An 18,347-nucleotide genomic window follows, 5' to 3' on the forward strand; every position below is an offset into this window, starting at 1 on the left:
TGATGATCTCCGGGTAACCCTCGCGGGCGGGGCTGTCGGTGGGACGAAGTAGTCTTGAGCCCATGCCCGAACGCCGTACCGTCGCCCTTGTCACTCTTGGCTGCGCCCGTAACGAGGTGGACTCGGAGGAGCTCGCAGGCCGCTTGGAGGCGGACGGCTGGGAGCTCGTCGAGGACGCCGAGGCCGCAGACGTCGCTGTCGTCAACACCTGTGGCTTCGTCGAAGCCGCCAAGAAGGACTCCGTCGACGCCCTTCTCGAAGCCAATGACCTCAAGGGCCATGGCAGAACCCAGGCCGTCGTGGCCGTCGGCTGCATGGCCGAGCGGTACGGCAAGGACCTGGCGGAAGCCCTCCCCGAGGCCGACGGCGTGCTCGGCTTCGACGACTACGCGGACATCTCCGACCGGCTCCAGACCATCCTCAACGGCGGCATCCACGCCTCCCACACCCCGCGCGACCGGCGCAAGCTGCTGCCGATCAGCCCTGCCGAGCGGCAGGACGCGGGCGCCGAGGTGGCGCTTCCCGGGCACGCCCCCGTGGACCTGCCCGACGGTCTCGCGCCCGCGTCCGGCCCCCGTGCCCCGCTGCGCCGCCGCCTCGGGACGAACCCCGTCGCCTCGGTGAAGCTGGCGTCCGGCTGCGACCGCCGCTGCTCGTTCTGCGCCATCCCGTCCTTCCGCGGCTCCTTCATCTCACGCCGGCCCAGCGACGTCCTCGGTGAGACGCGCTGGCTCGCCGAACAGGGCGTCAAGGAGGTCATGCTCGTCTCCGAGAACAACACCTCGTACGGCAAGGACCTGGGCGACATCCGACTCCTGGAGACGCTGCTGCCCGAGCTGGCCGCCGTCGAAGGGATCGAGCGGGTGCGCGTCAGCTACCTCCAGCCCGCCGAGATGCGCCCCGGCCTCATCGACGTCCTCACGGGCACCGACAAGGTCGTCCCGTACTTCGATCTCTCGTTCCAGCACTCGGCGCCCGCCGTGCTGCGCTCCATGCGGCGCTTCGGGGACACCGACCGGTTCCTCGACCTGCTCTCCACGATCCGGGACAAGGCGCCGCAGGCCGGTGTCCGGTCGAACTTCATCGTGGGCTTCCCCGGCGAGAGCGAGGCCGACCTGGCCGAGCTGGAGCGCTTCCTCACCGGCGCCCGCCTCGACGCGATCGGCGTCTTCGGCTACTCCGACGAGGAGGGCACCGAAGCTGCGACGTACGAGCACAAGCTCGATGAGGACGTCGTCGCCGAGCGCCTCGCGCGCGTGTCGCGGCTCGCCGAGGAACTGGTCTCGCAGCGCGCGGACGAGCGCGTCGGCGAATCGGTCCACGTGCTCGTCGAGTCCATCGACGACGAGGACGGCGCTGTCGGGCGCGGAGAGCACCAGGCGCCCGAGACGGACGGACAGGTGCTGCTCACGAGCAGCGAGGGCCTGAGCGTGGGTCGTATCGTCGAGGCAAAGGTGATCGGCACCCAGGGCGTGGACCTGGTAGCCGAGCCGCTCGGGTGTTCTGAGGAGGCGGGCAGATGACCGGAGTCCCGGCGTCCGCTACGGGCGGTTCCGGTAGGCCGGCGCCCGGCGGGAAACTGGGCGCTGCGGCCGTCAACCAGGCCAGCCTGTGGAACATCGCGAACATCCTGACCATGGTCCGGCTCCTCCTCGTGCCGGGTTTCGTCGTGCTCTTGCTCACCGACGGCGGCTACGACCCCGTCTGGCGCGCCTGGGCCTGGGCGGCCTTCGCCGTCGCCATGATCACGGACGTCTTCGACGGGCATCTGGCGCGCACGTACAACCTGGTCACGGACTTCGGAAAGATCGCCGACCCCATCGCCGACAAGGCGATCATGGGGGCGGCCCTCATCTGTCTCTCCAGCCTCGGCGACCTCCCCTGGTGGGTGACGGGAGTGATCCTCGGGCGTGAGCTCGGGATCACCCTGCTGCGCTTCTGGGTCATCCGGTACGGGGTGATCCCGGCCAGCCGCGGCGGCAAGATGAAGACCCTCGCACAGGGCACGGCGGTCGGGATGTACGTCCTGGCGCTGACCGGGCCGCTGGCCACCTTCCGGTTCTGGGTGATGGCGGTGGCGGTCGCGCTGACCGTGCTCACCGGGCTCGACTACGTGAAGCAGGCCGTGGTGCTGCGGCGGCAGGGCATGGCGGCCGAGCGTGCCGCCCGCGACGAACGTGAGGCGGCGGCGGAGCAGTGACGTCCGGAGCGGTCGGCGGTGGCGGGGCGGACGGCCTCGCCACCGCCGCCGTGGTGCTCCGGCTGCTCACCGAGCGCGGCGAGACCCTCGCGGTCGCCGAGTCGCTCACCGGCGGCCTCGTGGCGGCCGACATCACTTCGGTGCCGGGTGCCTCGCGCGTCTTCCGCGGGTCCGTGACCTCGTATGCGACCGAGCTGAAACGGGACGTCCTCGGCGTCGACGGCACTCTCCTGGCCGAGCGAGGAGCAGTGGATCCCGAGGTCGCCCTGCAGATGGCGACCGGGGTGCGCAGGGTCCTCGGTGCGGACTGGGGAATCGCGACCACAGGCGTGGCCGGGCCCGACGAGCAGGACGGGCAGCCGGTGGGGACGGTGTTCGTGGCCGTCGCCGGTCCGGGGGATTCCATGGCCTTCGAGGCACGCTCCGGAGGGGCTGACGCGGGAACCGGCGCCGGGGTTGAGGGGGTCGGGGGTCAGGCCGGCAGTTTCGCTCGTAGCCGGAAAGTGGCCGCGTTGCGGTTGAACGGCGACCGTTCGGAAATCCGTATGAAGAGTGTACGGAGTGTGCTTGAGCTGCTGCTTGAGCGGCTCTTGAGCGAACGCGCAGAGAATGAGCGGGCACAGGATACGGAACAGAACGGGGGGTTTTGATGTTTACAGCCCTGAGTGAACACGACATCGCTCCCCGCACGGCCGCGGCGCAAGGCGGTACGGTGGGGCGTGAAGGATGCGGCTACGCGGTCCGAGGAGGGAGCCACCGATGATTCTGCTCCGTCGCCTGCTGGGTGACGTGCTGCGTCGGCAGCGCCAGCGCCAGGGCCGTACTCTGCGCGAAGTCTCCTCGTCCGCCCGAGTCTCGCTCGGCTATCTCTCCGAGGTGGAGCGGGGGCAGAAGGAGGCATCCTCCGAGCTGCTGTCCGCTATTTGCGACGCGCTTGACGTACGGATGTCCGAGCTCATGCGCGAGGTGAGCGACGAGCTCGCGCTCGCCGAGCTGGCCGAGTCGGCAGCGGCTACTGATCCGGTGCCCGCACCGGTTCGCCCGCGGCTCAATTCTGTCTCCGTGGCCGGTGTCCCACCGGAACGGGTGACCATCAAGGCGCCTGCGGAAGCGGTGGACGTCGTCGCTGCGTGAGTTCGCGCGGCGTGACGCCTCGTGCAGGTGTCACTCATAAGTGTGTGAAAGCCCCGGCCGGGAGATCGGCCGGGGCTTTTGCATGCCGAGGGGGCTGGGTGGTGGGAGCGGTGTGTCAGGGGAGGGGCTGAGTGGCGGGAACGGGGTGTCATGAGGGGCGGGCCGGGGTGCTTGGAGCGGTGGGCCAGAGGTGCCGAGGCGGGCTCGACATGCCCGCATCAGGGCATTCGTGCCATGGTGAAGGGGATTTCGACGTGGGCGGGAGCGCCTTCGGTGTGCGGGAACGCCTCCGTAGCGCCCTGCCGCCGGGTGGCGCCGGCGTTCGGGTTCGATCCGATCCGGCATCGGGCAGGAGGTGGCGGCCGTGGCGTGGCGGACCGTGCGCGGAATACCGGCCGGGGTGTGGCGGAACGCGCGCTGGATACCGGCCGTGGCCTTCGGGGCGCTGTGGTGGTGGGGCCTGCTGCGGCTCGCCTTCTCGCCGGACGCGGGAGCGTTCGAGGGAGCCGTGGCGGCCGGTGGGTGGGGGCTGAGCCTGCTGCCGGTGCACTGTGTGCCCAAGGCCCGGGCCGCGAGGGCGGTGGGGGCCGTGAGGCGGGGCGGGACTTCTGTGGGGGCGGGGCGGTCTTCTGGGACGGCTGTGGGGGCGACGGGGGCCGATGGGGCGGCTATGAGGGCGAGGCGGTTCGCTGGGGCCGGCCTGCTTACCAGGGCATGGCGACGCCGCCGTTCGGGCGGAGGATCTGGCCCGTCGTGAACGATGACGCGTCCGACGCCAGGTGCAGGACGGCGTGGGCGATGTCGTCCGCCTCGCCTACGCGGCCCAGCGGGGACATCCGGACCATCAGAGCCTCGGTGTGCGACTGCTCCGACGCGTCGTGGCGGCCGGTCATGGGCGTACGGATCCAGCCGGGCGCTACCGCGTTGACCCGGATGCCCTGCGGGCCGACCTCGGTCGCCAGGGTCTTCGTCAGCTGGACGACCGCGGCCTTCGAGGCGCCGTAGCACAGCAGTCCCGGGCCGCCGGTGTCCACGGCGCCCGACGCCATCGTGACGATGCTGCCGTGAGTGCCCGTCGCGATCATGGCGCGGGCGGCCTCCTGGCAGGCGTACAGCACCCCCTTGAAATTGATGCCTAGGACGCGGTCGAGGTCCTCGTCGCGGGTCTCCAGGACGGTGCTGCTGTGCATGATCCCGGCGATCGCGGCCATGACGTCGAGACGGCCCGTCGTGTCGACGGCCGCGGCCACCGCCTCGGCGAGCTGGGTGCGGTCCGCGACGTCGAGGGCGTGGGTGCGGGCCGTGCCGCCCCTGGCCTTGATCAGTGTCTCCGTCGCGTGCAGGCCCTGCGCGTCGCGGTCGGCACAGTGCACGGTGGCTCCGGCGTCGGCCAGGAGCAGGGCGGAAGCGCGTCCGATGCCGCTCGCGGCGCCGGTGACGAATGCGGTGCGTCCGGTGAGGTCGTACGCGGTGACGGGCATGAGGGGACCGTACGAGCATTTCTGACGGGTCGTCAATTAGCTTGTACGGGCTATCTGGTGTGGCTGCGGAGCGGGGCTTCGTTATCTGGCGTGCGCAGGCTTGGCGTACGGGCGTGGGGCCGGGCCGTGTTGGCAGGAGGGGCACCAGTAGGTGGGGCGGTCGCGGGAGCCGTCGCCCTGGTCGGCCACGCGGATCGGGGTGCGGCAGCGCAGGCAGGGGCGAGGCGCCCGGCCGTAGACGTAGAGCCGCTGGCCGGGGCGGCCGCTGCCGGTGGTGACGCGTGCGGGGCGGTCGCGATTGGCTTCGAGGAGCTTCTTGGCGAGCTCGGGGAGTCGAGCGGCGGTTTCGTCGGGGAGGTCGCCGACGGGCAGCCATGGGGTGACCTGGAGTAGGAAGCACAGCTCGGACTTGTAGACGTTGCCGATGCCCGCGAGATTGCGCTGGTCGAGGAGTGCCTCGCCGAGGGGGCGAGCCGGGTCACTGAGGAGGTTGCGCAGGGCCGTTTCGGCGTCCCAGTCCGGGCCGAGCAGGTCGGGGCCGAGGTGGCCGACCACCTTGATCTCGTCGGCCGTGCGCATGAGTTCGAGGATGGGGAGGCGGTAGCCCACGGCGGTGCGGGTGGCGTTGCCGAGGATGGCGCGGATCTGGTGGCCGGGGCCACCGGTCCAGCGCTCTCCCGGTGCGTACACCTTCCAGGAGCCGTCCATCCGGAGGTGTGAGTGCAGGGTGAGGCCGCCCTCGATGCGGGTGAGGAGGTGCTTGCCGCGCGGGGTGACGTCGAGGACCGTGCGGCCGGTCAGGTCGGCCGTGGCGAAGCGGGGGACGCGCAGGTCGGAGCGGATGAGCACCTGGCCCGCGAGGGCGGTGTGCAGACGCCGCGCGGTCTGCAGGACGGTGTCTCCTTCGGGCATGGGTCAAGGGTGGCACGGGTGGCAGCGGTGGGGTGGTCGGCGTGGGGCAGCGGTGGGCGGCATGGGGGAGCGGTGGGCCGGTGAGGGTTTGGGGTGACGTCGGAGGGGGGCGGGTGGGCGTGATCCGTGCGGGGTCGGGTCTATGCGCGCAGGCGTAGGCCTCGCGGGGTTGCATGGAAGCCGGCTGTTTCCAGGAGGGGCGAGAACGGAGAGGTCAGAGCGGCGGAGCCGTTGATCCGCTCCACGGTGATCGTGCCGAGGGAACCCGCTCTGGCGGCGTCGGCCAGTGCCTCCGCGGCGGCGGGCAGCCGGGAGTCCTCGGCGACGTCGGCCGCGGAGAGCGCGCCGACGTCGCCTTCGGACGCCGGCCAGGCCAGCAGGGTCTTGCCGCCGCGCTCCATGTAGAGGGTCAGCTCGCCGTCGACGAGCACGACCAGGGAGCCCGCCTTGCGGCCCGGCTTGTGTCCGGCGCCGGTGGGGGAGTCGGGCCAGGTCAGGGCAGCGCCATAGGCGTTCGCCGGGTCTGCGGCGGCGAGAACGACGGCTCTGGACGCGGCTCTTCGGCGGCGCGGGGTGCGATCGGGGCCTGGGCCTGGGCCTGGGCGGCCGGGTGCGGGCCGGGCGTTGTGTTCCGCGAAGTCCGGGGAAAAATCCGGGACGGCGTCCTGGGAGAAGCCGGGAGGAAAGTTCGGGGGGAAGTCCGGGATGGTGTGCGGTCCTGTGGCGGTGGACCACGACGGGTCCCAGGTAGCCGACGGGTCGGTCGTGGGGGGCGTGGGCGCGCCGGGCGGACCGGCGTAGGGGTCGGGCGGGGCATCCCCGCGATCGCGTGCGTTCGCGGCCGCGCGCAGGCGGTCCACCGCCCCGTCCATCGCGAACTGCGCGGCGCCGAGGCCCTCGACGACGTACCCCCGCCGGGCCTGGCCGCTCTCCTCGAAGGCGGACAGGATGCGGTACACCGCGGAGAAACCGCCCTCCACGCCCTCCGCGGCGACGGCGCCCCGGGTCACCACGCCGTGCCGGTCGAGGAGCGTGCGGGCCAGGGCGTGGGCGCGCACTGTCGGGTCGGGGTCGACTGTGGGCAGCAGTGACCAGCGGCCAGCGACGGTCGGCGGGCCCGAGCGGGAGGCGGTCCGCGCGGCGGCGGTGAGGCCCCCGTAGCGCCCGCGCGGGATCGTGCGGCGGGCGCGATGAGCCGTGGATCCCGCGGTGCGGCCCGACCCGAGGAGGGAGCGCATCGGGGCCAGCGTGTCGTTCGTGAGCCGCCCGGACCAGGCCAGGTCCCAGAGTGCGTCCGCCAGTTGAGGATCGGTGGCGTCGGGGTGCGTCGTCGCGCGGACCTGGTCGGCGATCTGGCGGAAGAACAGGCCGTAGCCACCGGAGAGCGTGTCCAGGACGGACTGGTGGAGGGCGGTGAGCTCCAGGGGGTGCGGCGCGGGCAGCAGCAGGGGTGCCGTGTCGGCCAGGTACAGGGAGACCCAGCCGTCCTTGCCGGGCAGGGAGCCCGCGCCCGCCCACACGACCTCGCCCGACGACGTGAGTTCGTCGAGCATCGCGGGCGTGTAGCCCGAAACCCGGGACGGCAGGACGAGTTTCTCCAGGGCGGACGCCGGTACGGACGCGCCCTGCAACTGCTCGACCGCGCGCACCAAACCGTCGACACCGCGCAGCCCTTGCCCGCCCAAGTGCTGCCACTGGGGCAGGAACTGGGCGAGGGCGGCGGGCGGGACCGGCTCCAGCTCGTGCCGCAGGGCCGCGAGCGAACGCCTGCGCAGACGCCGGAGCACCGTCGCGTCGCACCACTCCTGGCCGATGGCGGCCGGATGGAACTCGCCTTGCACCACCCGCCCGTTCGCCGCCAGGCGTTGCAGCGCGCCGTCCGTTACCGCCGCGCCGAGGCCGAAGCGGGTGGCGGCCGCGGCCGAGGTGAACGGGCCGTGCGTGCGCGCGTACCGGGCGAGAAGGTCACCCAGGGGATCTTTGACGGGCTCCGTGAAGGCCTCGGGTACGCCCACGGGTAGCGCGGTGCCGAGCGCGTCCCGCAGCCGGCCCGCGTCCTCGATCGCCGCCCAGTGGTCGGCTCCCGCGACACGGACTCGGATGGCGCGGCGGGCGGACGCCAGCTCCGGGGCCCACCCCGGCTCGGCGCCCCGATCCGCCAACTCGGCGTCCGTGAGCGGCCCGAGGACGCGCAACAGGTCCGCGACGCCCTCGACGTCCCTGATGCGGCGGTCGTCGGTGAGCCACCCGAGCTCCTGTTCCAGCTCGGCGAGCACGTCCGCGTCGAGGAGCTCGCGCAGCTCGGCCTGCCCGAGCAGTTCGGCGAGCAGCCGCGAGTCCAGCGAGAGGGCGGCGGCGCGCCGCTCGGCGAGCGGGGAGTCGCCCTCGTACAGGAACTGGGCGACGTAGCCGAACAGGAGGGAACGGGCGAACGGGGAGGCCTCCGGGGTGGTGACCTCGACGAGGCGGACCTTGCGGGACTCGATGTCACCCATCAACTCCGCGAGGCCGGGCACGTCGAAGACGTCCTGGAGGCACTCCCGTACGGCTTCGAGGACGATCGGGAACGAGCCGAACTCGCTGGCCACCTGGAGGAGTTGGGAGGCGCGCTGGCGCTGCTGCCACAGGGGGGTGCGCTTGCCGGGGTTGCGGCGGGGCAACAGCAGGGCGCGGGCCGCGCACTCGCGGAAGCGGGCCGCGAACAGGGCCGAGCCGCCGACCTGGTCGGTGACGATCTGGCTGACGTCGCCCTTGTCGAAGGCGACGTCGGCGGCCCCGAGGGGCGCCTGGTCGGCGTCGTACTCCGAACCGGCCTTCGAGGGCTCCTGGTCCAGGAGGTCGAGGCTCATGAGGTCGGCGTCGGGAAGGCGCAGCACGATGCCGTCGTCGGCGTGCATGACCTGGGCGTCCATGCCGTACTTCTCGCCGAGCCTGGCGCCGAGGGCGAGCGCCCAGGGGGCGTGCACCTGCGCGCCGAAGGGGGAGTGCACGACGACCCGCCAGTCGCCCAGCTCGTCACGGAACCGCTCGACCACGATGGTCCGGTCGTCCGGGATGTGGCCGCAGGCCTCGCGCTGTTCGGACAGATAGGCCAGCACATTGTCGGCGGCCCACGCGTCGAGGCCCGCCGCGAGCAGCCGGAGCCGCGCGTCCTCCGTGGACAGGGAGCCGACCTCGCGCAGGAACGCGCCCACCGCGCGCCCCAGTTCGAGCGGGCGGCCGAGCTGGTCGCCCTTCCAGAACGGCAGCCTGCCCGGGACGCCCGGCGCGGGGGAGACCAGCACGCGGTCGCGCGTGATGTCCTCGATGCGCCAGGAACTCGTACCGAGGGTGAACACGTCGCCCACCCGGGACTCGTAGACCATCTCCTCGTCGAGCTCACCTACCCGCCCGCCGCCCTTCTTGGGGTCGGATCCGGCGAGGAACACCCCGAAGAGGCCGCGGTCCGGAATCGTGCCCCCGGAGGTGACGGCCAGGCGCTGGGCACCGGGGCGTCCGGTGACCGTGCCGGCGATGCGGTCCCACACCACGCGTGGACGCAGCTCGGCGAACGCGTCGGAGGGATAGCGGCCCGCGAGCATGTCGAGAACGCCGGTGAACGCGGACTCCGGAAGCGACGCGAAGGGGGCCGCACGGCGGACGAGCGCGAGCAGGTCGTCCACCTGCCACGTGTCGAGCGCCGTGATCGCGACCAGCTGCTGCGCCAGCACGTCCAGGGGGTTGGCGGGGACACGAAGGGACTCGATGGAGCCCGTGCGCATCCGCTCGGTGACCACCGCCGCCTGGACGAGGTCGCCCCGGTACTTCGGGAAGACCACGCCCGTGGAGACCGCGCCCACCTGGTGTCCCGCGCGGCCCACGCGCTGGAGGCCGGAGGCCACGGAGGGCGGGGACTCCACCTGGATGACGAGGTCCACCGCGCCCATGTCGATACCCAGCTCGAGGCTGGACGTGGCCACCACGGCGGGCAGCCGGCCCGCCTTGAGGTCCTCCTCGACGAGGGCGCGCTGCTCCTTGGAGACCGATCCGTGGTGCGCGCGGGCAATGACCGCCGGCGCTCCGTTCGCCGCGCCCGAGCCCCCCATCAGCTCGGCCGGTGCGTGGTCCTCGGGGAGGGCCTCGCCCGTCGCCCGCTCGTACGCGATCTCGTTCAGCCGGTTGCACAAGCGCTCGGCCAGGCGGCGGGAGTTGGCGAAGACGATCGTCGAGCGGTGCGACTGGACCAGGTCGGCGATGCGCTCTTCGACATGCGGCCAGATCGACGGCCGCTCCGCGCCCTGGTCGGAGTCGGCGACGGGTGAGCCGCCGAGCTCGCCCAGATCCTCCACGGGGACGACTACCGAGAGGTCGAACTCCTTGCCCGAGCGCGGCTGGACGATCTCCACCTTGCGCTGCGGCGACAGATAGCGCGCCACCTCGTCGACAGGGCGGACCGTCGCAGACAGTCCGATCCGGCGGGCGGGCCGGGGCAGCAGCTCGTCGAGCCGTTCCAGGGACAGCGCGAGATGGGCGCCGCGCTTGGTGCCCGCGACCGCGTGCACCTCGTCGAGAATCACCGTCTCGATGCCCGTGAGCGCGTCACGCGCGGCGGACGTGAGCATCAGGAACAGCGACTCCGGCGTCGTGATCAGAATGTCCGGGGGCCGGGTCGACAGGGCGCGGCGCTCGGCCGGGGGAGTGTCCCCGGAGCGGATGCCGACCTTCACCTCGGGCTCGGGCAGCCCGAGGCGCACCGACTCCTGCCGGATACCGGTGAGCGGGCTGCGCAGATTGCGCTCCACGTCGACCGCGAGGGCTTTGAGCGGCGAGACGTACAGGACGCGACAGCGCTTCTTCGGGTCGGCCGGCGGTGGTGTCGACGCCAGCTGGTCCAGGGCGGCCAGGAACGCGGCCAGCGTCTTGCCGGAACCCGTCGGCGCGACGACCAGCACGTCCGAGCCCTCGCCGATGGCCTGCCACGCCCCGGCCTGTGCGGACGTGGGCGCGGAGAACGCCCCCGTGAACCAACTGCGGGTCGCGGGGGAGAAACCGTCGAGCGGGCTGCGTGCGGACCTGACCATGTACCCATCGTGCACCTCCCCACTGACAATGGCCCGGACCTGCGCAAACGCTCCGCATCCTGACGTCGGCGGCGGGGTGGCGCGGCCCGGTCGTGGCGCAGAATGGAACACATGGCAGGTTCGAGAACGAAGGAATGGGCCAGGCACTGGCGCTACGAACAGCTGCCGGGCCTCGACCTGCTGCGGGCGCGCTACGTCCGTCACACCTTCCCCCGTCACAGCCACGACGGGTACGTCTTCGGTGCGGTCAACAGCGGGGTCGAGGACGTGGGCCTGCCGACGGGCACGGTGCACGCGGGCCCCGGCACCGTCGTCATGATCAACCCCGAGGTGGCGCACACTGCGAGGGCGGGGGAGCCCGAAGGGTGGGCCTACCACACGCTCTACCCGTCGGCCGATGTCATAGCCGAGATCGCGGGCGAGACCATGGCGGTCCGAGGGACCGCGGCGTTCGCCGAGCCGATCGTGAATGACCCGCAGGCGGCTCACCTCATCAGTGAGGTGCACCGCGCTGCCGAGGAGGGCAACGCGCTCGCCGCCGACAGTCTGCTGCGCATCGTGGTCGCGCGGCTGCTGCGCGATCACGGGCAGCCCATGACTGCGCGCCCCATGCGGTCCGCCGGCGCCTCGATCGCGGCACGCGCGCGTGCCGTGCTCGTCGAGCGGATGGCCGAGCCGCCGTCCCTGGAGACCCTCGCCACCGAACTCGGCACCAGCCCGTTCGCTCTGCTGCGCGCCTTCAGGGACGCGTACGGCATGCCGCCGCACACCTGGCTCACCGACGCGCGCGTGCGGGCCGCCCGCCGCCTCCTGGACGGCGGCACGGTACCGGCCGACGCGGCCGTGGAAGTCGGCTTCACGGACCAGCCGCACCTGAACCGGCACTTCACGCGGATCGTCGGCGTACCGCCCGGCGCCTACCAGCGGGAGCGCAAGAACGTACAAGACCCGGCCGCGCGCTCCCTCGTACCGTCGGAGGCGTGGCAGAACAGACAACATCCACAGCGATATGCACCGGATCGGGACGCGCCGGATCAGCACGGGAGCCGGGCGAGCCTGGGCAAGCAGGGACTCCCGGGGAGGGCAGGCCCGGAGCAGGTGGGCCTGGAGGCGGAGGGCCTGAGAAGGCCGATTCCGCCGTCGTCCGGGACGCGCTCGGCGTCGGCGTCGCCGTCGGACTCTCCGGATTCGCCTTCGGCGTGACCTCGGCCGGCAGCGGCCTCAGCGCGCTCCAGACCTGCGCGCTCAGCCTGCTCGTGTTCACCGGGGCCTCGCAGTTCGCCCTCGTGGGCGCGATCGCGGCCGGCGGCAACCCGCTCACCGCCGCTGCGGGCGCCTTCTTCCTCGGCGTGCGCAACTCCTTCTACGGGCTGCGCCTTTCCCAGCTGCTCGCCCTCCCGCGCGTGCTGCGCCCCTTCGCCGCGCACTGGGTCATCGACGAGACCACGGCCGTCTCGCTCGCCCAGCCCACGCGCCGCAGCGCCCGTATCGGCTTCACCGTCACGGGACTCACCCTGTACGTGCTGTGGAACCTCACGACCCTGCTCGGGGCGCTCGGCGCGGAGGCCATAGGCGACACCGACGCCTGGGGGCTCGACGCGGCCGGACCAGCGGTCTTCCTGGCGCTGCTCGCGCCGATGCTGCGGACCTCAACGGAACGGGCCGTGGCCGGTATCGCCGTCGTCCTCGGCCTCGGGCTGTTGCCCGTCCTGCCGGCCGGTGTGCCGGTCCTGGTGGCCGCACTCGCCGCGCCGGCCGTGCTCTACGTAGAGGGGCGCCGGGCGGCACGGACGGAGACCGGGGAGAGCCCGCACGAGAGCCCGGACGAGAACTCACGAGTGACCTCGCAGAAGGCCGACGGCCGACAAGGAGAGGACCGATGAACATCTGGATCGCGGTCGCGGTGACCGCAGTCGGCTGTTACGCCGTCAAGCTCATCGGCCTCCTCGTGCCCGCCGGTGCCCTGGAACGGCCTCTGGTCCGACGACTGGCGGCGCTGCTCCCCGTGGCCCTGCTGGCCGCGCTCACGGCCCAGCAGACCTTCGCCGAAGGCACCACGCTCGTCCTCGACGCGAAGGCGGCCGGGCTGGCCGCGGCGGCGGTCGCGCTGATCCTGCGCGCGCCGTTCCTGGTCGTCGTCGCGGCGGCCGTCGTGGTGACGGCCGGACTGCGCGCCGTCACGGGCTGAGCTCCCCACGCGCGCGTGGACCCCTTGCGCGCCTGCCACCCACACTCAGTGCACCACCGGCACCACCGGCACCTGCGGCACCGACCCCGCCGCGGGTTCCGGTAGGCCGAGCCGCCGGGCCGTTGTCTCAGGGCGGCAGAAGAGCGCCGCCAGCACCCCCGCCGTCACCAGCAGCCCGGCGGTGAGGAGCCAGCCCTCCTCGTAACCGGCCGACACGGTCCTCGCGCGGTCCACCATGCCGCCGAGCACGAGGGGCGACAGGATGCCGCCCAGTGCGTAGACGAAGGTCAAGGTGCCCAGGACGACGCCGCGTTGGGCCGGAGGAGCGATGCGGGCACAGGCCGTGGACGCCACCGTCAGCATCACCATGGCGAGCGCCATGGGGCCGAGCATCATGGGCACCTTGACTGCCAGGGAATCCGTCGTGCCGTACACAGCGGTGGCACAGCCCGCGACGGTGACGAGGAGACCCGCTCCAGCCCCTGGCGGCAGGCGCCGGGGTGTGCCCTTGCGGGCGGACCGCTGGGCGATCAGGCCGTGGCCGAGGATGACCGCCCCGCTGGCGAGGGCGCCCAGGCCGACCATCGTGCCCGCCTGGTGCAGGTCCCAGCCGACGACGCTCTCCAGGTAGTCCGGTGCCCACGTCAGCATGGTGCTCATCGACCAGTAGGCGGCGAACGAGCCGAACGCGGCGGTGAGGAACGTGCCGGAGATCAGGATGGCGCGCAACGGCACTGTGTCTGTCGTGGGCGTCCGTTCTGCGGCCTCGGAGTGCTTCTTGGTGACCGACGGGGCCAGCGGCCCGTCCGTGCCCCACAGCCGCCAGCAGACGGCCCACAGAAGTCCCGCCATACCGACCACACCGAACGACCAGCGCCAGCCCCAGTGCGTGATCACCCAGGTGAGCACTGGCGATGCGACGGCCACCCCCGCCGCTGCGCCGACCAGTAGGACCGCGGTGGGCAGGGCCCGCTCACGCTGCGGGAACCAGCCGTGGACGTGGTGCATGGCGACCGGGGAGGCGGGCCCCTCCGCCGCACCGAGGAGCACGCGGGTGGCCAGCAGTGTGCCGAACCCGGCCGCTCCCCACAGCATCGGCAGTTGCGCCACCGACCACAGCAGCGCGAGCACCAGCAGAAGGGTCGTCGTCCGCACGCGCCGCGTCAGGGCCGAGACCCCGAGCGCGGCAAGCGAGAACAGCGTGAAGAACGCCGACTGCGCCGTGCCGAACTCCTGCCGCGTGATGCCGAAGTCCGCCCGGATCTCGGGGCCCGCGAGCCCGAGCACGGCCTTGTCCGCGAAGTTCACGAGCATGAAGGCGAGCAGCAGCCACGTGGTGCGCCACGCCCGGCTCATCAGCAGCAGCCGTCTTCGTCGTCGACCACACCGACGCTGATCGCCCCTTCGGCCCGCTTGCGTCCCGCCGGGGAGCGCGTCAACTCCGTCTGTACGTCCGTGCCGGCGGCCGCGGCCGCCGACTCGGCCGCGGCCCAGTGGAAGACACCGCGGGCCATGGTCGACGTCTCCTGGAGGGCACGCTGTGCGAACACGTCGGCACGTACGCGTGCCACCTCCTGGTCGGCGGGCGCCGCCAGAGCCGCCGTCTCGGCCAGATGCGAGGCGAGGCGCAGCTCCCCGGCGGCGAGCAGCTCGGAGGCGCGTAGCGCCAGCGCGGACGCCCCGCCCGCGGCCCGTGCGAACTCGGCCGCGACGTCCGCCTCCGGGGCGGGCTTGAGGTGCGCAGGATTCTGGTCGTACCAGCCGCCCCACAGGCGCCACAGGTTGCGCACGACGAACTCCGGCTCGTCGTAGGCCGGGTGGAGGTACGGCTTCGCCAGCAGGTCCTCCGGGGCCTTGACCCCGTGGATCACCGCGTCGAGGCGGTGGCCCGCGTTCATCAGCTCCCTGGTCTGCTCGCACAGCGACTCCAGGAGGCGCGCGGTGTCGTCGAGAGCCTGGTGCACGCGGTCGGAGCCGACGACGGGAACGCCGTGCCCAGGCAGCAGGAGTTCGGCGCCGAGCTCCTGCATCGCGCGCAGGGCGCGCGCCCAGTCCTCCGGATAGCGCTGCACCTTCTGGGGGTTGCCCGCGTTCGGCGCGTTCCAGATGAACAGGTCGCCCGTGCACAGCGTCCTGAGTTCGGGGATCCATACGTAGGTGTGGTCGTCGGTCTCCCCGCGCGCGTGCACGAGCTCGAACGTCAGTTCCCCGCGCCGCACGGTGAGACGGTCCCTGTAGACGACGTCCGGATAGCGGTACGTGGTGGGCCACTCCAGGGAGGGCACTCCGAACTGCCGGCGATTGATCCAGGAGTTGTAGTCCGCCGTCTTGATGTAGCGGTCGAACCGCGCGGGGACGGCCTCGTGGGCGATCACCTCGGGGCGCGGTCCGCCGATCTCGTCGGCCTCCTGGTCGAAGGGGGCCACTCCGAAGACATGGTCCACGTGGCCGTGCGTGTACACCACAGAGCGCAGCGGTCCCGCGCCGAACCCGGTGACCGCCTCGTGCAGTTGGTCCGCCGTACGGAAGTCGCCCGAGTCGACGAGGACCACGCCGTCGCCCGTGTCGAAGGCCGCCACGTTGGCGAACGCCGGGAAGAAGCCCACGCGGTCACGCAGGCGCACCAGTTCACTTCCGGAGTACGTGCCCGTCAGATGAGGCAGCAGCGTCTCGGTGCCCTGCCAGACCTGGTCGATGTAGTCGGCGTACGCGGCGTGCTGGGTGCCCCGCTCTTTGTGTTCGGTCATGTCCTCGGCTCCTTGTGTGCAGTGCGGTCGATCGCCACCGGCCACGAGTTTCGGCCCCAGGTGTGAGATCGAACACCGCCTCACGTCACATGTCCCACCCGTGGGTAATGTGACGCGTCACAAACGCAGTGCCCGGTCCACGTCCATGGGGGAATGGAGGAACAGTGGCCCTGTCGCCCGAAGCCCGCTCCCTGGCCGCGCGGTGTGAACCGAGAGTCAACGAACTCGCCCGCCGCATGGCTCGCGAGTCGTTCGAGGAACTGCCCGGATACGCCGAACTTCCCGATGACGTGAAGGACTTGGAAGTCGCCGCGACCGCCCGGCACGGCGTACGGCTCTTTCTGCGCAGTGTCAGCGAGCCGGACCTGGTCCAGCCCGGCAGCCTCCGGCTGTTCCGCGAGCGCGCCGCTCAGCGGGCCGAGGAGGGCATGCCGCTGCACCTCCTCCTACGCACCCACGCACACGGCGCCTACGTCCTGTGGCGGGCCTTGCGTGACGCTGCGGGCCCCGGTGAGGAAGGCGCGCTGGTCGAACTCGTCGACGTACTGCTGCAGTCGCACCCGGGGATCGTGGGGGCCGTGGCGGAGACGTATCTCGACGAGCGGTCCGCCCTGGAGGCCGAGCAGCGGGCCCAGGTCCGCTCCCTGGTGCGCGGCCTGCTCGACGGGATGGTCCCGCCCGGGCACGTCCTCCTGGACCAGCTCCGCCTCGAAGGGCCCGCGCTCGTACTGGCCCTCGGTCTCGACGCGGATCCCGCCGAGGGACGGGTCGCCGTGCGGCGCAGGCTGCGTCGGGTGCAGACCGCCCTGGACCACGCCTTCGGAGTGGAAGTGTTCGCGCTCCTGGAGGCCGACGGCGGGCGGGTCATCGTGCCCAAGGACTGCCCGGCCCCCGACGATCTGGCCGGCCGCCTCGCCAAGGCCGGCGGGTTCGAGGTCCGGGTGGCCGCCGTGCAGGCGGCCGGCCCCGAGGAGGTGACCGCGGCGGCCCGCACCGCGACCGAGATCCTGCGCATCACGCGCGCGTGCGGCATCCCGGCCGGACTGCACCGACTGGACGACGTGCTCCTGGAGTACCACCTGTCCCGTCCCAGCGAGACGAGCCACCGGATAGCGGCCCTCCTGGACCCGGTGGCCGACCGGCCCGAACTCCTGGAGACCCTGCGGACCCATCTCGCCCACCAGCAGGACCGCAGGGCGACAGCCGCCGCGCTCGGCCTGCATCCCAACACGGTCGACAACCGGCTCGCCCGCATCGGCGAGCAGACGGGCATCGACCTGTCGGCTCCGCGCGGGACGGCACTCGCCATCGCCGCGCTTCTACTGAGGGACGCGGCCGACACCTCCTGAGGTGCCGCCCACGAAGGCGTCAGGCGATGGGCCGCCCGTACGCCCGCAGCGTGCGCAGCGCCTCGACCGTCATCATCGGGCGCGCCTCCAGTGCGACCGCCGGAGCCCACTGGCGCCAGCGGATCGGCCACCCGCCGTCGTCCTGCTGCTCGCCCGCGAGGAAGTCCAGCGAGCGCGCCATCTCCTCGTCCGTGAACCACGCGCGCGCCAGTGACTCCGGAGTCTTCGCGTAGTCGTGCGGAAGGTGGTGCTCACCTGGCGCGTACCCGGGCGCTACGGGGTACTCCTCCGGCCGCTCGGCATCGAGCAGCGCAAGCCGCTGCTCGCGCACGAGCCGGCCGAGCCGGTCGGCGGCCGCCTCCGCGCGCGGGCGATCGGGCGCGCCGTCCAGGAAGGCCACGGCCGCCTCGACCTCGTAGGGATGGGACTTCTTCAGGGACTCGACCGCGGCCCAGCAGAAGTCGGTCGCCCGGAACAGCCACGCGTGCCACACCTGGTTGCGGTGCAGCAGGCCGACCACGGGGCCCGTGGCGAGCAGCTCGCTCGGCGGGTCGTCCACCACGGGCATGAAGGGCGCGCACGGGTAGCCGCGCTGGCTGGGATGGATCGCCGGGAGAGCACCCTCGCGGGTCGACATGGACGTCAGGTAGCGGCACACCCGCTCCACCCGCTGGCCGCTGCAGCGTCCGATCGAGTCGAGGACCCGCAGCGCGTGCCCGGTGTGCAGCGGCTGGCTCACCGGGCCGCGGAGATCGGGTTCGAGGGCGTGACCGTAACCCTCGTCCTCGTTGCGGTAGGCGGCGAGGGCGGTCTCGACGGCGTCTGCGCCCGCCCGGCCCGCGCCGAGGAAGTGGTAGGCGAAGCGGCGCTGTTCCAGCACGCGCGCGGTCAGCCAGATGAAGTGCTCGGCACGGGAGAGCGGGGAGGGCGCCGAGGTGGTCTGAGGGAGTGGGGATGCTCCGTTTTCGGCCATGCACCGACCGTAGGACGGAAAGCGTTCTCGGTGAGCCTTCCGTGCCGGGCTGCACTCTCAGGGGCGGGATACTGGTGGCATGCGGTTGACGGTCTTCTGGCAGCGGATGGCGGATCACTTCGGTCCTGGCTACGCCGAAACATTCGCGCGTGATCATGTGATGACGGAACTCGGTGGGCGCACCGTGCACGAGGCGCTCGACGCCGGCTGGGAGGCGAAGGACGTGTGGCGTGCGGTGTGCGCCACGATGAATGTTCCGTCGGAGAACCGCTGACCTGCTCGAACGAGCGGGGGCGGTGCCCG

Annotated in this window: 15 protein-coding genes and 1 pseudogene; 10 read left to right on the forward strand and 6 right to left on the reverse strand. The window is 72.2% G+C overall.

Annotated features, from left to right (window positions below; translation table 11 throughout):
* The first annotated feature begins 62 nt into the window (after window positions 1–62).
* The 5 genes from rimO to CG723_RS47260 all read left to right on the forward strand — a co-directional run bounded on the left by rimO (window position 63) and on the right by CG723_RS47260 (window position 4,091).
* On the forward strand, window positions 63–1,523 hold the full coding sequence (gene rimO / locus CG723_RS00045) for a 30S ribosomal protein S12 methylthiotransferase RimO (RefSeq protein ID WP_100591069.1): 1,461 nt from the start codon (window positions 63–65) through the stop codon (window positions 1,521–1,523).
* Window positions 1,520–2,200, forward strand: coding sequence for a CDP-diacylglycerol--glycerol-3-phosphate 3-phosphatidyltransferase (gene pgsA / locus CG723_RS00050; RefSeq protein WP_100591070.1), 681 nt, complete (start codon window positions 1,520–1,522; stop codon window positions 2,198–2,200). The genes rimO and pgsA overlap by 4 nt, the downstream gene beginning before the upstream one ends.
* A 53-nt stretch (window positions 2,201–2,253) precedes the next feature.
* Window positions 2,254–2,850, forward strand: coding sequence for a CinA family protein (locus tag CG723_RS00055; protein ID WP_100591740.1), 597 nt, complete (start codon window positions 2,254–2,256; stop codon window positions 2,848–2,850).
* 109 nt (window positions 2,851–2,959) lie between these two features.
* Window positions 2,960–3,334 carry a helix-turn-helix domain-containing protein gene (locus CG723_RS00060; RefSeq protein WP_100591071.1) on the forward strand — a complete coding sequence of 125 codons (375 nt, stop codon included), beginning with the start codon at window positions 2,960–2,962 and terminating at the stop codon, window positions 3,332–3,334.
* Window positions 3,335–3,755: 421 nt separating this feature from the next.
* Window positions 3,756–4,091: a hypothetical protein gene (locus tag CG723_RS47260; protein WP_100591741.1), complete on the forward strand. Its 336-nt coding sequence runs from the start codon at window positions 3,756–3,758 to the stop codon at window positions 4,089–4,091.
* Here the strand turns inward: CG723_RS47260 and CG723_RS00070 are convergent.
* The 3 genes from CG723_RS00070 to CG723_RS00080 all read right to left on the reverse strand — a co-directional run bounded on the left by CG723_RS00070 (window position 4,039) and on the right by CG723_RS00080 (window position 10,787).
* Window positions 4,039–4,815 (reverse strand): SDR family NAD(P)-dependent oxidoreductase, encoded by a 777-nt coding sequence (locus tag CG723_RS00070; protein WP_100591072.1) that lies wholly within the window; start codon window positions 4,813–4,815, stop codon window positions 4,039–4,041. The genes CG723_RS47260 and CG723_RS00070 overlap by 53 nt on opposite strands.
* Before the next feature lie 81 nt (window positions 4,816–4,896).
* Entirely contained in the window at window positions 4,897–5,727 is an 831-nt protein-coding gene (locus tag CG723_RS00075; RefSeq protein ID WP_100591073.1) for an Fpg/Nei family DNA glycosylase, read from the reverse strand.
* Window positions 5,728–5,867: 140 nt separating this feature from the next.
* Entirely contained in the window at window positions 5,868–10,787 is a 4,920-nt protein-coding gene (locus CG723_RS00080; protein ID WP_100591074.1) for an ATP-dependent helicase, read from the reverse strand.
* A 111-nt stretch (window positions 10,788–10,898) separates the two neighbouring features.
* Here CG723_RS00080 and CG723_RS00085 point away from each other — a divergent pair.
* From CG723_RS00085 to CG723_RS00095, 3 genes and pseudogenes are all read left to right on the forward strand, one after another.
* A pseudogene (locus CG723_RS00085) lies at window positions 10,899–11,654 on the forward strand (AraC family ligand binding domain-containing protein); the annotation flags it as partial.
* Window positions 11,655–11,794: 140 nt separating this feature from the next.
* On the forward strand, window positions 11,795–12,670 hold the full coding sequence (locus CG723_RS00090) for an AzlC family ABC transporter permease (protein WP_442802515.1): 876 nt from the start codon (window positions 11,795–11,797) through the stop codon (window positions 12,668–12,670).
* On the forward strand, window positions 12,667–12,975 hold the full coding sequence (locus tag CG723_RS00095; protein ID WP_100591076.1) for an AzlD domain-containing protein: 309 nt from the start codon (window positions 12,667–12,669) through the stop codon (window positions 12,973–12,975). The genes CG723_RS00090 and CG723_RS00095 overlap by 4 nt, the downstream gene beginning before the upstream one ends.
* Before the next feature lie 45 nt (window positions 12,976–13,020).
* Here the strand turns inward: CG723_RS00095 and CG723_RS00100 are convergent, their stop codons facing one another.
* Window positions 13,021–14,331, reverse strand: coding sequence for an MFS transporter (locus CG723_RS00100; RefSeq protein WP_100591077.1), 1,311 nt, complete (start codon window positions 14,329–14,331; stop codon window positions 13,021–13,023).
* Window positions 14,331–15,722, reverse strand: a complete 1,392-nt coding sequence (locus tag CG723_RS00105) for an alkyl sulfatase dimerization domain-containing protein (protein WP_100591078.1) — start codon at window positions 15,720–15,722, stop codon at window positions 14,331–14,333. The genes CG723_RS00100 and CG723_RS00105 overlap by 1 nt, the downstream gene beginning before the upstream one ends.
* A 164-nt stretch (window positions 15,723–15,886) precedes the next feature.
* On the opposite strand from CG723_RS00105, the gene CG723_RS00110 reads away from it, so the two are divergent.
* Window positions 15,887–17,071 (forward strand): PucR family transcriptional regulator, encoded by a 1,185-nt coding sequence (locus CG723_RS00110; RefSeq protein WP_100591079.1) that lies wholly within the window; start codon window positions 15,887–15,889, stop codon window positions 17,069–17,071.
* Between the two features lie 19 nt (window positions 17,072–17,090).
* Here the strand turns inward: CG723_RS00110 and CG723_RS00115 are convergent, their stop codons facing one another.
* A complete protein-coding gene (locus CG723_RS00115; RefSeq protein WP_100591080.1) occupies window positions 17,091–18,044 on the reverse strand; it encodes a hypothetical protein in 954 nt (317 codons plus the stop codon).
* A 79-nt stretch (window positions 18,045–18,123) separates the two neighbouring features.
* Between CG723_RS00115 and CG723_RS00120 the strand changes: the two genes are divergently transcribed.
* Window positions 18,124–18,318, forward strand: a complete 195-nt coding sequence (locus tag CG723_RS00120; RefSeq protein WP_100591081.1) for a DUF3046 domain-containing protein — start codon at window positions 18,124–18,126, stop codon at window positions 18,316–18,318.
* Window positions 18,319–18,347: the final 29 nt, after the last annotated feature.

This window comes from Streptomyces sp. CB01635, from assembly GCF_002803065.1.
Lineage (GTDB): Bacteria > Actinomycetota > Actinomycetes > Streptomycetales > Streptomycetaceae > Streptomyces.

Bases quoted from the DNA above. Each gene is read 5' to 3' on its own strand.
- CG723_RS00095 (WP_100591076.1), top strand. From the start codon at position 12,667: ATGAACATCTGGATCGCGGTCGCGGTGACCGCAGTCGGCTGTTACGCC.
- CG723_RS00120 (WP_100591081.1), top strand. From the start codon at position 18,124: ATGCGGTTGACGGTCTTCTGGCAGCGGATGGCGGATCACTTCGGTCCT.
- pgsA (WP_100591070.1), top strand. From the start codon at position 1,520: ATGACCGGAGTCCCGGCGTCCGCTACGGGCGGTTCCGGTAGGCCGGCG.
- CG723_RS00105 (WP_100591078.1), bottom strand. From the start codon at position 15,722: ATGACCGAACACAAAGAGCGGGGCACCCAGCACGCCGCGTACGCCGAC.
- CG723_RS00080 (WP_100591074.1), bottom strand. From the start codon at position 10,787: ATGGTCAGGTCCGCACGCAGCCCGCTCGACGGTTTCTCCCCCGCGACC.
- CG723_RS00100 (WP_100591077.1), bottom strand. From the start codon at position 14,331: ATGAGCCGGGCGTGGCGCACCACGTGGCTGCTGCTCGCCTTCATGCTC.
- CG723_RS00115 (WP_100591080.1), bottom strand. From the start codon at position 18,044: ATGGCCGAAAACGGAGCATCCCCACTCCCTCAGACCACCTCGGCGCCC.
- rimO (WP_100591069.1), top strand. From the start codon at position 63: ATGCCCGAACGCCGTACCGTCGCCCTTGTCACTCTTGGCTGCGCCCGT.
- CG723_RS00060 (WP_100591071.1), top strand. From the start codon at position 2,960: ATGATTCTGCTCCGTCGCCTGCTGGGTGACGTGCTGCGTCGGCAGCGC.
- CG723_RS00075 (WP_100591073.1), bottom strand. From the start codon at position 5,727: ATGCCCGAAGGAGACACCGTCCTGCAGACCGCGCGGCGTCTGCACACC.
- CG723_RS00070 (WP_100591072.1), bottom strand. From the start codon at position 4,815: ATGCCCGTCACCGCGTACGACCTCACCGGACGCACCGCATTCGTCACC.